The following is a 15,163-nucleotide window of genomic DNA, read 5'->3' on the forward strand; positions in this document are numbered from 1 at the left end:
CTGTGGGAGAGGGCCGGGGTGAGGGCATCAGGCATTAGCCTTAGCTCGCTGTAACTCCGTGCTCCCGCGCTTCATCACTCGATCTAATACCTCAGCTTCGAGCTCCCCCAGTCTTGCCGAGCCCACGCGACGAGGCCGCGGAAGATCCACCGTCAGATCCAGACCGATTTTCCCGTCCTCTATTAACAGCACCCGGTCCGCCATCGCGACGGCTTCGCTCACGTCATGCGTCACCAGCAGTACCGTAAAGCCGTGCGCCTGCCACAGGGATCCAATCAAATCCTGCATTTCGATCCGCGTCAGGGCGTCCAGCGCGCCGAGCGGTTCATCAAGCAGCAGCAGGCCAGGACGGTGAATCAACGCCCGCGCCAGCGCCACGCGCTGCTTCTGCCCACCCGAGAGGGCGGCAGGCCATTCATCGGCTCGATTTTCCAGCCCAACGGCGGCCAGTGCCTGGCGGGCTTCATCCCGCCAGCTGCCCTTAAGACCGAGCCCGACATTGTCGATAACCGTTTTCCACGGCAGCAGCCGCGCGTCCTGAAACATCATGCGGGTATCGTCCTGAATATTCGAAAGCGGCGTTGTTCCTGCCAGAATGTCACCGCCGTTGGGGGCTTCCAGTCCGGCCAGCAGCCTTAGCAGGGTACTCTTGCCGCCGCCGCTGCGCCCGACAACGGCCACAAATTGTCCGGCGGGAATATGCAGATCCAGTCCGTTAAGAATGGTGTTTTCGCCGTAGCGTTTGGTCACGCCGTTCAGCAGTAACGGTGTTCCCTGGTTCAGTCGTGCAGTATTCATGCTTTCGCCTCCTGAAGGGTGTAGGCCGGGTTCCAGCGCAGCCAGCTGCGCTCCAGCCACTGGGCGCTAACGTCGGCGAGTTTGCCGAGCAGGGCATACAGAATGATGGCAACCACCACCACGTCCGTTTGCAGGAATTCGCGGGCGTTCATCGCCAGATAGCCAATACCAGAGTTGGCTGAGATGGTTTCCGCCACAATCAGCGTCAGCCACATCAGGCCGAGCGCAAAACGCACCCCGACCATAATGGAGGGCAGGGCACCCGGCAGGATCACGTGTATAAAGAGAGAAAAACCCGATAAGCCGTAGCTGCGCGCCATCTCCACCAGACCGCGATCGATATTGCGGATCCCGTGCCAGGTGTTGATGTAGATCGGGAACAATGTGCCCAGCGCCACGAGGAAGATCTTGGCGCTCTCATCAATCCCAAACCACAGGATAACCAGCGGGATCAGCGCCAGATGCGGCACGTTGCGCAGCATCTGAATAGAGGTATCCAGCAGCCGCTCGCCCCAGCGGGAAAGGCCACTGATCAGGCCCAGAACCAGACCGATGCCGCCGCCGATGGAAAACCCAATCACGGCGCGCCAGGAGCTGATCGCCAGATGCTGCCACAGCTCACCGCTCACGCTCAGCGACCAGAACGCTTCTACGACGCCCTCCGGGGAGGGCAGAATACGGCTCGACAGCCAGCCGGTGGATGACGCGAGCTGCCAGAGTGCCACAATGCCGACGGGTAAAAACCACGGCGCGGCGCGCAGCAGCCATTTTTGTGAGGTGGCAGACATGGTCACTCCTTAGCTCTGTGCGGCTTTGCGTGGAATAAACTCGTTCGCCACGGCTTCGCCCTGAAGCTGAAGCCGCTGCGGCTGTGGAATTTCCGGAATCGCGACATCCAGATGCGGGAATAACAGCTCGCCCACCTTGTACGCCTCTTCCAGATGCGGATAGCCGGAGAGAATAAAGCTGTCGATGCCCAGCTCGGCGTATTCATTAATTCGCGCGGCCACGGTCGGGCCGTCGCCGACCAGCGCTGTGCCCGCACCGCCACGTACCAGGCCGACGCCCGCCCACAGGTTCGGGCTGATCTCCAGGTTCTCGCGCTTGCCGTTGTGCAGGGACGCCATTCGGTGCTGTCCGACGGAGTCGGTTTTGGCAAATGCGGCCTGGGCTCTGGCGATCGTTTCATCATCCAGATGCGAAATCAGGCGGTCCGCCGCCTGCCAGGCTTCTTCATTGGTTTCGCGAACAATCACATGCAGGCGAATGCCGAAGCGCACCTTGCGGCCATGGGCGGCCGCCTTAGCGCGGACCTGGGCAATTTTTTCTTTCACCAGCGCAGGCGGTTCGCCCCAGGTCAGATAGAGATCGACCTGCTCTGCCGCCAGATCCTGGGCCACATCCGACGATCCGCCAAAATAGAGCGGCGGGCGCGGCTGCTGCACCGGCGGGAAGTAGAGTTTCGCGTCGCGAACGTGGATATGCTTGCCTTCAAAGGTAACGGTTTCACCTTCCAGCAGACGTCGCCAGACGCGGGTGAACTCGGCGGAGGCTTCATAGCGCTCGGTATGGTCGAGAAATACCCCATCGCCCGCCAGCTCCTGCGGATCGCTGCCCGTCACCAGGTTAAACAGGGCGCGGCCGTTGGACAGTCTGTCCAGCGTTGCCGCCTGACGCGCCGCCACGGTGGGGGAGACAACGCTCGGGCGTAACGCAACCAGGAACTTCAGACGCTGGGTGACCGGGATCATCGACGCGGCCACGAGCCAGGCATCTTCACATGAACGTCCGGTCGGGATCAGCACCCCGGTGAAACCGATTCGGTCCGCCGCCTGCGCAATCTGCTGCAGGTAGCCGTGGTCAACCGGGCGCGAACCCTCTTCTGTACCAAGATAGTGTCCGTCACCGTGGGTGGGTAAAAACCAGAAAAGATTCAGACTCATGATTTAGCTCCTTCTTTGCCTGCGGGCTGCCAGATGCGTTCGCGAATAGTGACCTGTTTCGGCACCAGGTGGTTTTGATAGAAAAGGTCAGCCGTTTGTTGCTGAAGCGCGGCGACGTGGGCGTCCACGGGCGTGATGGTGGTCGGTGGACGGTGGTTGAGATAGCTCGCGATCACCGGTTCAGGTAAGCCCATGGTTTTCGCCAGCAGGGTAATGCTCTCCTGGCGCTGGGTCTGGGTCAGCGCATCGGCCTGGGTAAAGGTATCCAGTACGCCCTGAATAAATGCGCCGTTCTTTTCCGCATAAGGACGCGCGGCCAGATAGAACGAACCGGTCTGCTTCAGCGTGGTGCCGTCTTTCAGCACGCGAACGCCGCCCTGCAGCAATGCGGCGGAGTAGTACGGATCCCAGATGGCCCAGGCATCAACGTTCTTCTGCTGGAACGCGGCGCGCGCGTCGGCAGGCGTCAGGTAAACAGGTTGAATGTCAGTGAACTTGAGTCCGGCTTCTTGCAGGGCACGCAGCAGCAGGTTGTGTGAGCTGGAACCCTTCTGGAATGCGACCTTATGCCCTTTAAGATCGGCGACGCTTTTGATATCGCTGTTTTCAGGCACCAGGATCACCTCGGCCTTCGGCTTGGGCGGCTCAACGCCAACATAGACGAGATCCGCTCCCGCCGCCTGGGCGAATATCGGCGGAATATCACCCGTACTGCCGAGATCGATACTGCCGACGTTCAGGGCCTCCAGCATCTGCGGGCCAGCCGGGAACTCCACCCAGGAGAATTTGGTGTCCGGGAAGCGTTTTTCCAGAAGCTGGTGGCTTTTCGCCAGCACCATGCTGACGCTGCCTTTCTGATAGCCAATGCGTAAACTTTCCGGAGCCGTTTCTGCGGCATGGGCCAGCGAGGAAAGCGCCATCAGACCTGCCAGGCCGATACGGGTTAATGTTTTAAACATGTGCGACTCCTTGAGCCTGACCAAACGCCGGCGCCTGGATATCCCTGCGGTGCAGAGCATGCCAGAAGGTTTCCAGGGCAGTATCGAGGCGGGTTTGCAGGTTCGGCGTAAAATGAGGTTTATGTTGATAATCGATAACCTGGGAGTCATCGGCGAAAACGCCGTGGAGGATCTCCTGCGCTTTCAGCGCGTTCAGCACCGGCTTCAGGGCATAATCCACGGCCAGTAGATGGGCAACCGTACCGCCCGTTGCCAGCGGCAGTACGACTTTGCCGTCCAGGGCACGTTCCGGAAGCAGATCGAGCAGGGTTTTCAGCGCCCCGGAAAAAGAGGCTTTATAAATGGGCGTTGCCACAATTAGGCCGTCAGCGCCGTTAAGCTGCTCGATGAGCGTTTTAAGCGCAGGGCTGTCGAAACGGGCATAAAGCAGATCTTCAGGTTCGAAGTTATGCAGGTTCCAGTGGCACACTTCCACATCCAGGGCATTGAGTTTTTCGCGGGCATATTCCAGCAGGGCGCTGGAGCGCGAAGGGAATCGTGGACTTCCGGCCAGGGTAATGACGCGCATACTTCCTCCTTATAACTAATTGTTTGCTTTTATCTAACATTCATAACAATTTTAAGGAGTGTGACACCGCGCGGTTATTCCACTAAATGATTTATCTGCAATTAAAATGCGAAAAAGTGCATAAGAAATAGACAGGGAGGTAAACGATTGCGTTTTACGCTGATTTTTTGCCGCAGGTCAATTCCCTTTCGCGCGTGGATCGCCCATAATCCCCTCCCGGTTTGCACACCGGGAATCCAGGAGAGTTCATGTACTACCCCTTCGTTCGTAAAGCTCTTTTCCAGCTCGACCCTGAGCGCGCTCATGAATTTACAATGCAGCAATTACGTCGTATTACCGGAACGCCGCTGGCCGCTCTTGTGCGTCAGAATGTGCCGGAAAAACCTGTGCAGTGCATGGGTCTGACCTTTAAAAATCCGCTGGGTCTGGCGGCTGGTCTGGACAAAAATGGCGAGTGTATTGATGCCCTGGGCGCGATGGGCTTTGGCTCCATTGAAATCGGGACCGTCACGCCGCGCCCGCAGCCGGGAAATGACAAGCCGCGCCTGTTCCGCCTGGTTGAAGCCGAAGGGCTGATCAACCGCATGGGCTTTAATAACCTTGGCGTTGATCACCTTGTTGAGAACGTTAAAAAAGCCCACTTTGACGGAATTCTGGGCATCAATATCGGCAAAAATAAAGACACGCCGGTCGATCAGGGTAAAGATGACTATCTGATTTGTATGGAAAAAGTCTACGCCTATGCCGGTTATATTGCGGTGAATATTTCTTCACCCAATACTCCGGGGTTGCGCTCCTTACAATATGGCGAAGCGCTGGACGATCTTCTGAGTGCCATTAAAAATAAGCAAAATGAACTCCAGACGATCCACCATAAATATGTTCCGGTCGCGGTTAAGATCGCCCCGGATCTTTCTGTCGAAGAATTGATCCAGGTTGCCGACAGTTTAGTTCGCCATAATATTGATGGTGTGATTGCAACCAATACCACCCTCGATCGCTCCCTCGTGCAGGGAATGAAAAACTGTGACGAAGCGGGTGGGTTAAGCGGACGTCCGGTACAATTAAAAAGCACCGAGATTATTCGCGCCCTGTCTGCGGAATTAAAAGGACGCCTGCCGATTATTGGCGTCGGTGGCATCGACTCCGTGATTGCTGCGCGCGAGAAGATGGCGGCGGGTGCGTCACTGGTGCAAATCTATTCCGGCTTTATTTTTAAAGGACCGCCGCTGATTAAAGAAATCGTTACTCATATCTAATCTTTTCTCTTAATCAGACAACCAGGGCTTTATTTCCAGCCCTGGTTGTTTTATATTCCGTCACTGTTGCTTATTTAGACATTATAGTCTTTTATTAATGGTGTTATAAACGAAGCGGCGATCAGGACATTTTTAGTACAGGACGTTTCGGGGACAGGAGAGAAACATGCGAATTAAACCTGACGATAACTGGCGCTGGTATTTTTGCGACGAGCATGATCGAATGATGCTCGATTTAGCCAATGGCATGTTGTTTCGCTCTCGTTTCGCCCGCCGAATGTTAACCCCGGACGCGTTTTCCCCGTCGGGCTTTTGCGTTGACGATGCGGCGCTTTATTTCTCTTTCGAAGAAAAATGCCGCGATCTGGTGCTTTCTAAAGAGCAGCGTGCCGAGCTGGTATTAAATGCGCTGGTGGCTATCCGCTTCCTGAAACCGCAAATGCCGAAAAGCTGGCATTTCCTGCCGCACGGTATGAACTGGACCCCGGCAACGGCTGATGCGGCCAGCGTCAATCTGAGCGATACCGCAGAAGAGGTGAGCCTGCTGGTGGTGGAGCCCGGCGAAAATGCCGCGCTCTGTTTGCTGGCCCAGCCCGGCGTGACGATTGCCGGGCGGACAATGCAGCTTGGGGATGCCATTAAGGTTATGAACGACAGGCTGAAGCCCCAGCTTCGCGTGGATGCCTTCAGCCTCGAGCAGGCGGTTTAAGCTTCCAGCTGTACGGACGTTTTCGGGACGCAGCTACAGCACAGAATTGTGCCGTCATTTCCAATTGCCGATTTTTTCAACGCACTCACTTCGCCATCCACCAGCCTGATGCGGCAGCATCCGCAAATTCCCGCGCGACAGGAATAGGGGATGCGGATCCCTGCTTGTTCCAGCTGCTCAAGCAATACCTGCTGGTTATTACCCCGGATCACGTTGCCCTGCCAGTGAATCTCTACCGCAGCGGCGACGTTTGTCTCAACGTCGACAAACTCCTCTTCCTGACCCGAGCCGTACACCCTTGCTGGCCCACGGGCGAGCACTTCTACCTCATCACCAACGCGGATCGCGCCGCTGGAGCGCGGGATCAGGTTCTGGCCGAAATCGACATCACCGTTATCCTGCGCGGTGCGGAATGACTGCAGCGTCTTCAACGGTTCGCCGGAAGGGTGCTTCTGGCCTTTCTCCGGGCTGACCGTCGTGAAAATGCAGCGGCTGCACGGCTTCACCACGTCAAAAATGACGCTGCCAATGCGGATCACTTTCCAGGTATCTTCGTCCCAGGCCTCTGCACCCGTCACCACCAGGTTCGGACGGAACTGTTCCATCTGAACGCTGGCTTTGCAGCGGGCTTGTAGATCACGCAGCGAGGCTTCGTTGGTCAGCAGGAACGGGAAGCCATCGGCGAAGGAGAGGGGAACGGCATCGTGGCGCTTCACGCGACGCGTCAGTTCAGGCCCAACCCAGCGCAACTGCACGTCCCGGGAAAAGAAGCCGCTCAGCCAGCGGTTAATCTCATCCGGGGCGATGCGCGCGGTAAAATGGTTACCCCACACTTCCGTTGGCGCATCGACGGGCGCAAAATCAGCAAAGCGAATCACCGCGCTGGAACCGTCCGGCGCGGTAAGGTGCAAACCGTCGTGAAGCGGGGAAGGGGTAAAGCGAACCATCTGAGGGAACTGGCGTGCGGTAATGAACGTACCGTCAGGCTCGGTGACCATAAAAATACGATCGAATGCAAATCCGCTCATGTCGGCCAGCGCGTGAGAGACGCCGATGCCGCGCATGGATTTCACCGGATGAATAAAAAGCCTGGATAACGTCGCCACTGCACACTCCCTCGAATGAAAATAAGCCTTCAACTTTATGACATACACGCCATATTAGCTATAATGCGCGACAATTTTCTAAGAGTAAAAGTGACGATATGAATTCTCTGTTTGCCAGTACGGCCCGTGGGCTGGAAGAGCTGTTAAAAACTGAACTGGAAAGCCTGGGCGCACAAGAGTGCCAGGTGGTTCAGGGTGGTGTCCATTTTGAGGGCGACACGCGGCTTATTTACCAGAGCCTGATGTGGAGCCGTCTGGCGTCGCGCATCATGCTGCCGATGAAGGAGTGCAAGGTTTATAGCGACCTTGACCTCTATACCGGCGTACAGATGATCGACTGGACAGAGATCTTCACCCCGAATGCCACCTTTGCGGTGCATTTTAACGGCGTGAACGACGAGATCCGCAACAGCCAGTACGGTGCCCTGCGCGTAAAAGACGCCATTGTGGACTGCTTCACGCGTAAAAATAAGGAACGTCCGAACGTCGATCGTGAAAACCCCGATCTGCGTATTAACGTCTGGCTGAACGGTGACACGGCGAGCATCTCTCTTGATTTGAGCGGTGCAGGCCTGCATCTGCGCGGCTACCGCGATCGTACCGGTATGGCGCCAATTAAAGAAACGCTGGCGGCTGCCATTGTCATGCGCTCCGGCTGGCAGCCGGGCACGCCGCTGCTCGATCCGATGTGTGGTTCCGGTACGTTGCTGATTGAGGCGGCCATGCTGGCAACCGATCGCGCGCCGGGCCTGCATCGCGGTCACTGGGGCTTTAAAGGCTGGGCACAGCACGATGAAGCGCTCTGGAAAGAGGTCAAAGACGACGCGCAAACCCGCGCACGCAAAGGCCTGGCAGAGTACACCTCCCACTTTTATGGTTCGGACAGCGACCCGCGCGTCATTGAACGCGCGCGCAGCAACGCCCGTCGCGCTGGTATCGGCGAGCTGGTCACCTTCGAAGTGAAAGACGTGGCGAACCTGACCAACCCGTTGCCAAAAGGCCCGTACGGTACCGTGATCAGCAACCCGCCATACGGCGAGCGTCTGGACAGCGAGCCTGCGCTGATTGCCCTGCACAGCCTGCTGGGCCGCAATATGAAGGACCACTTCGGCGGCTGGAACCTGTCTCTGTTTAGCGCCTCGCCGGAGCTGCTGAGCTGCCTCCAGCTGCGCGCCGATCGCCAGTTTAAGGCCAAAAACGGCCCGCTGGACTGCGTGCAGAAGAACTACCATCTGGCGGAGAAGGCGGCCGACAGCAAGCCGTCCGGCGTGGCGGAAGATTACGCCAACCGCCTGCGCAAGAACCTGAAGAAATTTGAGAAGTGGGCGAAGCAGGAGGGCATTGAATGCTATCGCCTGTACGATGCCGACCTGCCGGAATACAACGTGGCGGTTGACCGCTACGCGGACTGGGTGGTGATTCAGGAATATGCGCCACCGAAAACCATTGATGCGCAAAAAGCGCGTCAGCGCATGCTGGACGTTATCGCGGCCACCATCGCCGTGCTCGGCATTGCGCCGAACAAGCTGGTGCTGAAAACCCGCGAGCGTCAGAAAGGGAAAAACCAGTATCAGAAGATGGGCGAGAAGGGCGACTTTATCGAAGTGGGCGAATACAACGCGCGCCTGTGGGTCAACCTGACCGACTATCTGGATACCGGTCTGTTCCTCGACCACCGTATCGCCCGACGCATGCTGGGCCAGATGAGTAAAGGCAAGGACTTCCTGAATCTCTTCTCCTATACCGGCAGCGCCAGCGTACATGCCGGTCTGGGGGGCGCGCGCAGCACCACCACGGTGGATATGTCCCGCACCTATCTGGAATGGGCGGAGCGCAACCTTCGTCTTAACGGCTTAACCGGACGTCAGCATCGCCTGATGCAGGCTGACGTGCTGGGCTGGCTGCGCGACACCGACGAGCAGTTTGACCTGATCTTTATCGATCCGCCGACCTTCTCCAACTCCAAGCGTATGGAAGATAGCTTTGATGTACAACGCGATCACCTGCGCCTGATGACCGACCTGAAGCGCCTGCTGCGCAAAGGCGGCACCATTATGTTCTCGAACAACAAACGCGGCTTCCGTATGGATCATGACGGCTTAGCAGCCCTGGGACTGAAAGCACAAGAAATCAGCCAAAAAACGCTGTCTCAGGACTTTGCCCGTAACCGTCAAATCCATAACTGCTGGTTGATTACCGCGGTCTGAAAGGAAAAATAAATGTCTTTAATTAGTATGCACGGCGCGTGGCTCTCTTTCAGCGACTCACCGCTTCTCGACAATGCAGAACTGCATATCGAAGATAACGAGCGCGTCTGTCTGGTGGGCCGTAACGGCGCGGGTAAATCCACGCTGATGAAAATCCTCAACCGTGAACAGGGTCTGGATGACGGGCGTATTGTTTACGAGCAGGATCTGATTGTCTCCCGCCTGCAGCAGGATCCACCGCGTCACGTGACCGGCAGCGTTTACGATTTCGTGGCGGAAGGGATCTCCGAGCAGGCTGAATACCTGAAGCGCTATCACGAGATTTCGCATCTGGTGATGACCGATCCGAGCGACAAAAACCTCAACGAACTGGCGAAAGTGCAGGAGATGCTCGATCACCACGGTCTGTGGCAGCTTGAAAACCGCATTAATGAAGTACTGGCGCAGCTCGGTCTGGAACCCGATATGGAACTGTCGGCGCTCTCCGGCGGCTGGCTGCGTAAAGCGGCCCTGGGCCGCGCGCTGGTCAGCGGACCGAAGGTGCTGCTGCTGGACGAACCGACCAACCACCTGGATATCGAAGCGATCGACTGGCTGGAAGGTTTCCTGAAAACCTTCAGCGGCACCATCATCTTTATCTCGCACGACCGTTCGTTTATTCGCAATATGGCGACGCGCATTGTTGACCTCGACCGCGGCAAGCTGGTGACCTATCCCGGCGATTACGATACGTATCTGCTGGAGAAAGAAGAAAACCTGCGCGTGGAAGAGCTGCAGAATGCCGAGTTCGACCGCAAGCTGGCGCAGGAAGAGGTCTGGATCCGCCAGGGCATCAAAGCCCGCCGTACCCGTAACGAAGGCCGCGTGCGTGCCCTGAAGGCGATGCGTCGCGAGCGCAGCGAACGCCGTGAAGTGATGGGCAGCGCCAAAATGCAGGTGGAAGAGGCGTCCCGTTCCGGCAAGATTGTCTTCGAAATGGAAAACGTCAACTATCAGGTCGACGGTAAAGTGCTGGTGAACGATTTCTCCGCGCAGGTGCAGCGTGGCGACAAAATTGCGCTCATCGGCCCGAACGGCTGCGGTAAAACCACGCTGCTGAAACTGATGCTGGGCCAGCTGAAGGCCGACAGCGGACGTATTCACTGCGGGACCAAGCTGGAGGTCGCCTACTTCGACCAGCACCGCGCGGAGCTGGATCCGGACCGTACGGTGATGGACAACCTCGCCGAAGGTAAGCAGGAGGTGATGGTAAACGGCAAGCCGCGTCACGTGCTGGGCTACCTGCAGGACTTCCTGTTCCATCCGAAACGCGCCATGACGCCGGTGCGCGCGCTGTCCGGCGGTGAGCGAAATCGTCTGCTGCTGGCTCGCCTGTTCCTTAAGCCAAGCAACCTGCTGATCCTCGATGAACCGACGAACGACCTCGATGTCGAAACGCTGGAATTGCTCGAAGAACTGATTGACGGCTATCAGGGTACCGTGATGCTGGTCAGCCACGATCGCCAGTTCGTGGATAACACCGTGACCGAGTGCTGGATCTTCGAAGGTGAAGGGCGAATTGGGCAATACGTAGGCGGTTATCATGATGCAAAAGGGCAGCAATTGCAGTCTCTGGCGCAGAAACAGTCAAAGTCCAAAATAAGTTCTGAACCTGCTGTAACAAAAGCAGAAACTGTCAAGAAAACCTCGGCTAAACTAAGCTATAACCTGCAGCGCGAACTGGAGGGGCTACCGCAGCGTCTTGAAGAGCTGGAAGCCGCGCTTGAGGATCTGCAAAAACAGGTTGCTGATGCGTCATTCTTTACTCAATCGCATGACTATACTCAGAAAGTACTGTCAGAAATGTCCGCGGCTGAAAAAGCCCTGGAAGAAGCATTTGAGCGCTGGGAGTACCTTGAGTCTCTGAAAAACGGCGCATAAACAGGGATAACATATGTGTGACCAGCACCATGCCGACAGGCATATTTTATGCTCGCAATGCGATATGCTCGTGGCGTTGCCAGAGCTTGGTCACGGACATAAAGCCCTGTGTCCACGTTGCGGTGCGACGTTGACAACCGAGTGGGACGCGCCGCGGCAGCGTCCCACTGCTTACGCTCTGGCAGCATTGTTCATGCTGCTGCTCTCCAATCTCTTCCCCTTCATCTATATGAAGGTGGGGGGGATCACCAGCCAGGTAGATTTGCTTGAAATTCCGGGCGTGATGTTCTCGGAAGATTACGCCAGCCTCGGTACCTTTTTTCTCCTGTTTGTCCAGATAGTCCCGGCTTTTTGCCTGGTCGTTATCCTTTTGCTGGTCAACCGCGTCAGGATGCCGGCACCGCTGAAAATCCGACTGGCGCGTATCCTTTTTCAGCTCAAAAGCTGGGGGATGGCCGAGATCTTTCTGGCGGGGATTCTGGTCAGCTTCGTGAAGCTCATGGCATATGGCGACGTGGGGATTGGCAGCAGCTTTATTCCCTGGTGTCTGTACTGCGTTCTGCAGCTGCGCGCCTTCCAGTGTGTGGACAGGCGCTGGGCGTGGGACGATATCGCGCCAGCGCCGACGCTTGCACAGACGGTGAAGGTCGGGGTGCCCGGTATTCGTCAGGGGCTTCGCTCGTGCCCGTGCTGTACCGCCGTGCTGCCCGCCGATCTCGACGTTTGTCCGCGCTGCGAAACGAAAGGGCACGTACGCCGTAAAAATAGCCTTCAGTGGACGATGGCGCTGCTGGTCACATCCATCATGCTGTATCTGCCAGCCAATATTCTGCCGATCATGATCACCGATTTGCTCGGTGACAAAATGCCCTCGACGATCCTCGCCGGGGTGATACTGCTCTGGGGCGAAGGTTCTTATCCGGTCGCCGGCGTCATCTTTATCGCCAGTATTATGGTGCCCACCTTAAAAATGATTGCCATTGCCTGGCTCTGTTGGGATGCGAAAGGGCATGGAAAACGCGATAGCGAACGCATGCACCTGATTTATGAAGTGGTCGAGTTTGTCGGACGCTGGTCAATGATTGACGTGTTTGTCATCGCCGTTCTCTCTGCACTGGTGCGGATGGGCGGTTTGATGAGTATTTATCCCGCGATGGGGGCTTTAATGTTTGCACTGGTCGTGATTATGACCATGTTTGCGGCCATGACCTTCGACCCTCGTTTATCGTGGGATCGTGAGCCTGAATCAAGCCATGAGGAAGAGTAAGAGCATGGAAAATAAGAGTGGAGAGGCGAAAGTGCAGAAGGTCAAAAACTGGTCGCCGGTGTGGATTTTTCCCATCGTGACTGCGCTGATCGGTGCATGGATCCTGTTTTATCATTACAGCCATCAGGGACCGGAAGTCACGCTGATAACCACCAATGCCGAGGGGATTGAGGGCGGTAAAACGACTATCAAAAGCCGAAGTGTGGATGTGGGCGTGGTGGAAAGTGCAACCCTGACCGACGATTTAACCCATGTGGAGATCAAGGCGCGCCTTAATGCCGGCATGGAAAAACTGCTGCACGGCGATTCCGTTTTCTGGGTCGTTAAGCCGCAGGTGGGGCGTGAGGGAATCAGCGGCTTAGGGACGCTGCTTTCGGGCGCCTACATTGAGCTGCAGCCTGGCGCTAAGGGTAACCAGCCAGCCAAATACCAGCTTCTGGATTCACCGCCGCTTGCACCACCTGATGCCAAGGGTATCCGCGTGATCCTCGACAGTAAAAAAGCAGGTCAGCTTACGGCGGGCGACCCGGTCCTGTTCCGCGGCTACCGCGTGGGATCGGTTGAGAAAAGCACGTTTGATCCGCAGAAACGCGCGATCAGCTATCAGCTCTTTATCAATGCGCCAAACGATCGGCTGGTCACCAGCAATGTCCGTTTCTGGAAAGACAGCGGGATCGCGGTGGATCTGACCTCGGCAGGTATGCGCGTTGAAATGGGGTCGCTGACCACGCTGTTTGGCGGCGGCGTAAGTTTTGACGTGCCGGAAGGCCTGGATTTAGGGCAGCCGGTCGCAGAGAACACCGCTTTCCGTCTCTTTGACGATCAAAAAAGTATTCAGGATGCGCTCTATACCGATCACGTCGACTTCCTGATGTTCTTCAAAGATTCTGTCCGCGGTCTGCAGCCGGGGGCACCTGTTGAGTTCCGCGGTATTCGTCTCGGTACGGTTGGACAAGTTCCGTTCTTCGTCCCGGGCCTGAGCCAGATGCTGGATGATGACTATCGTATTCCGGTGCTGATCCGCATCGAACCGGAGCGTCTGCTAAACCAGATTGGCGAAAATCAGGATATTGCTGCCCATATCTCTCAACTGATGGAACGCGGCCTGCGTGGATCGTTGAAGACGGGTAACCTGGTGACCGGTGCGCTGTATGTGGATATGGACTTCTACCCGAAAGCACCGCCGATTACCGGTATCCGTGAATTCGGTGGATATAAGATCATCCCAACGGTGAGTAGCGGCCTGGCGCAGATCCAGCAGCGTCTGATGGAGACGCTGGATAAGATCAACAATCTGCCACTGAATCCGATGATTGAAGCGGCGACGAACTCTTTGAGCGAAAGCCAGGCAACGATGCGTCGTCTGCAAACCACGCTGGATAACATCAATAAGATTACGGCGAGCCAGAGCATGCAGCAGCTTCCGCAGGACATGCAGAAAACGCTGCGTGAGCTGAACCGCAGTATGCAGGGCTTCCAGCCGGGTTCAGCGGCCTACAACAAGATGGTGGCAGATATGCAGCGTCTTGATCAGGTCTTACGTGAACTGCAGCCGGTGCTGAAAACGCTCAACGAGAAGAGCAATGCGCTGGTGTTCGAAGCGAAAGATAAAAAGGATCCTGAGCCGAAGAGGGCAAAAGAATGAAAAAGTGGCTATTGATGGTTGGTGCTCTGCTGTTAACGGCGTGCAGTTCAGGAGTAGATAATAAAAGCTACTATCAGCTGCCTGTGGCGACCCACAGCGGTGGGCAAAGCACGGCCAGTCAGGGAAACCGTCAGCTGTGGGTTGAGCAGGTTGCGGTGCCGGATTATCTGGCAGGAAACGGCGTGGTCTATCAGACCAGCGACGTTAAATACGTGATTGCGACGAACAACCTGTGGGCCAGCCCGTTGGATCAACAGCTGCGCAACACGCTGGTGGCCAATCTGGGCAGTCAGCTACCGGGTTGGGTTGTCGCGTCGCAGCCGTTGGGTAACGACCAGGATACGCTGAACGTCACCGTAACGGGCTTCCACGGCCGTTATGATGGTGCGGTCGTGATCAGCGGGGAGTGGTTGCTGAATCATCAGGGGCAGCTGATTAAGCGTCCTTTCCATCTGGAGCTCAAGCAGCAGAAAGATGGCTATGACGAAATGGTGAAAGTCCTGGCTCAGGGGTGGGCACAGGAGTCGGCCAGCATCGCGAGGGAAATCTCCCGGCTGCCATAAGTAAAATTCATCATCAAAAACCGCAGTTGGCCTCTCGCTGATTGCGGTTTTTTTTTCGTTTTCACTTCAGTTTGTTACTTGTGCTGCGTCACAATTTTTGTACAAATGAACTTCCAGGTAGCTCACAAATATGACACCCGTATGAATTTTGAACATTGACGATGGGGCTAATTCGGGGTATTCGTTATCTGTGCCTGTACATTGAGTGCAGACACTGTT

General features: G+C 56.4%; 13 protein-coding genes. 7 read left to right on the forward strand and 6 right to left on the reverse strand.

Annotation, left to right across the window (positions count from 1 at the left end; translation table 11 throughout):
- Window positions 1–27: 27 nt before the first annotated feature.
- Genes ssuB through ssuE form a run of 5 tightly spaced genes read right to left on the reverse strand, consistent with a single transcriptional unit; the run spans window position 28 to window position 4,268 of the window.
- Window positions 28–798, reverse strand: a complete 771-nt coding sequence (ssuB, locus tag GXP72_RS07680; RefSeq protein WP_090417511.1) for an aliphatic sulfonates ABC transporter ATP-binding protein — start codon at window positions 796–798, stop codon at window positions 28–30.
- Window positions 795–1,586 (reverse strand): aliphatic sulfonate ABC transporter permease SsuC, encoded by a 792-nt coding sequence (gene ssuC, locus GXP72_RS07685; RefSeq protein ID WP_090417509.1) that lies wholly within the window; start codon window positions 1,584–1,586, stop codon window positions 795–797. The genes ssuB and ssuC overlap by 4 nt, the downstream gene beginning before the upstream one ends.
- Window positions 1,587–1,595: 9 nt before the next feature.
- Complete coding sequence (ssuD, locus tag GXP72_RS07690; RefSeq protein ID WP_024907776.1) at window positions 1,596–2,741, reverse strand: FMNH2-dependent alkanesulfonate monooxygenase; 1,146 nt, start codon at window positions 2,739–2,741, stop codon at window positions 1,596–1,598.
- Window positions 2,738–3,700 carry a sulfonate ABC transporter substrate-binding protein gene (locus GXP72_RS07695; RefSeq protein WP_024907775.1) on the reverse strand — a complete coding sequence of 321 codons (963 nt, stop codon included), beginning with the start codon at window positions 3,698–3,700 and terminating at the stop codon, window positions 2,738–2,740. Before GXP72_RS07695 ends, ssuD begins: the two co-directional genes overlap by 4 nt.
- Window positions 3,693–4,268, reverse strand: coding sequence for an NADPH-dependent FMN reductase (gene ssuE / locus GXP72_RS07700; RefSeq protein ID WP_024907774.1), 576 nt, complete (start codon window positions 4,266–4,268; stop codon window positions 3,693–3,695). The genes GXP72_RS07695 and ssuE overlap by 8 nt, the downstream gene beginning before the upstream one ends.
- A gap of 248 nt (window positions 4,269–4,516) precedes the next feature.
- Here ssuE and pyrD point away from each other — a divergent pair, with 248 nt between their 5' ends.
- Together pyrD and zapC are read left to right on the forward strand one after the other, a co-directional pair.
- Complete coding sequence (gene pyrD, locus GXP72_RS07705; RefSeq protein WP_208763696.1) at window positions 4,517–5,527, forward strand: quinone-dependent dihydroorotate dehydrogenase; 1,011 nt, start codon at window positions 4,517–4,519, stop codon at window positions 5,525–5,527.
- 166 nt (window positions 5,528–5,693) lie between these two features.
- Complete coding sequence (gene zapC, locus GXP72_RS07710) at window positions 5,694–6,236, forward strand: cell division protein ZapC (protein WP_090417505.1); 543 nt, start codon at window positions 5,694–5,696, stop codon at window positions 6,234–6,236.
- Here zapC and GXP72_RS07715 read toward each other — a convergent pair.
- On the reverse strand, window positions 6,233–7,342 hold the full coding sequence (locus GXP72_RS07715) for a YcbX family protein (RefSeq protein WP_208763697.1): 1,110 nt from the start codon (window positions 7,340–7,342) through the stop codon (window positions 6,233–6,235). The genes zapC and GXP72_RS07715 overlap by 4 nt on opposite strands.
- Window positions 7,343–7,440: 98 nt before the next feature.
- Between GXP72_RS07715 and rlmKL the strand changes: the two genes are divergently transcribed.
- The 5 genes from rlmKL to pqiC are packed head-to-tail and all read left to right on the forward strand — an operon-like array spanning window position 7,441 to window position 14,944.
- The gene (gene rlmKL / locus GXP72_RS07720; protein ID WP_008499936.1) at window positions 7,441–9,549 is read left to right on the forward strand and encodes a bifunctional 23S rRNA (guanine(2069)-N(7))-methyltransferase RlmK/23S rRNA (guanine(2445)-N(2))-methyltransferase RlmL; all 2,109 of its coding nucleotides are present in this window, start codon (window positions 7,441–7,443) and stop codon (window positions 9,547–9,549) included.
- Window positions 9,550–9,561: 12 nt separating this feature from the next.
- Complete coding sequence (locus GXP72_RS07725; protein ID WP_208763698.1) at window positions 9,562–11,469, forward strand: ABC transporter ATP-binding protein; 1,908 nt, start codon at window positions 9,562–9,564, stop codon at window positions 11,467–11,469.
- 13 nt (window positions 11,470–11,482) lie between these two features.
- The gene (pqiA, locus tag GXP72_RS07730) at window positions 11,483–12,736 is read left to right on the forward strand and encodes a membrane integrity-associated transporter subunit PqiA (RefSeq protein WP_024907769.1); all 1,254 of its coding nucleotides are present in this window, start codon (window positions 11,483–11,485) and stop codon (window positions 12,734–12,736) included.
- Between the two features lie 4 nt (window positions 12,737–12,740).
- Window positions 12,741–14,381 carry an intermembrane transport protein PqiB gene (pqiB, locus tag GXP72_RS07735; RefSeq protein WP_061715628.1) on the forward strand — a complete coding sequence of 547 codons (1,641 nt, stop codon included), beginning with the start codon at window positions 12,741–12,743 and terminating at the stop codon, window positions 14,379–14,381.
- On the forward strand, window positions 14,378–14,944 hold the full coding sequence (gene pqiC / locus GXP72_RS07740) for a membrane integrity-associated transporter subunit PqiC (RefSeq protein WP_024907767.1): 567 nt from the start codon (window positions 14,378–14,380) through the stop codon (window positions 14,942–14,944). The genes pqiB and pqiC overlap by 4 nt, the downstream gene beginning before the upstream one ends.
- The last annotated feature ends 219 nt before the right edge of the window (window positions 14,945–15,163 follow it).

The sequence above is a fragment of the Enterobacter sp. SES19 genome, assembly GCF_011765665.1.
GTDB classification, from domain to species: Bacteria; Pseudomonadota; Gammaproteobacteria; order Enterobacterales; family Enterobacteriaceae; genus Enterobacter; species Enterobacter pseudoroggenkampii.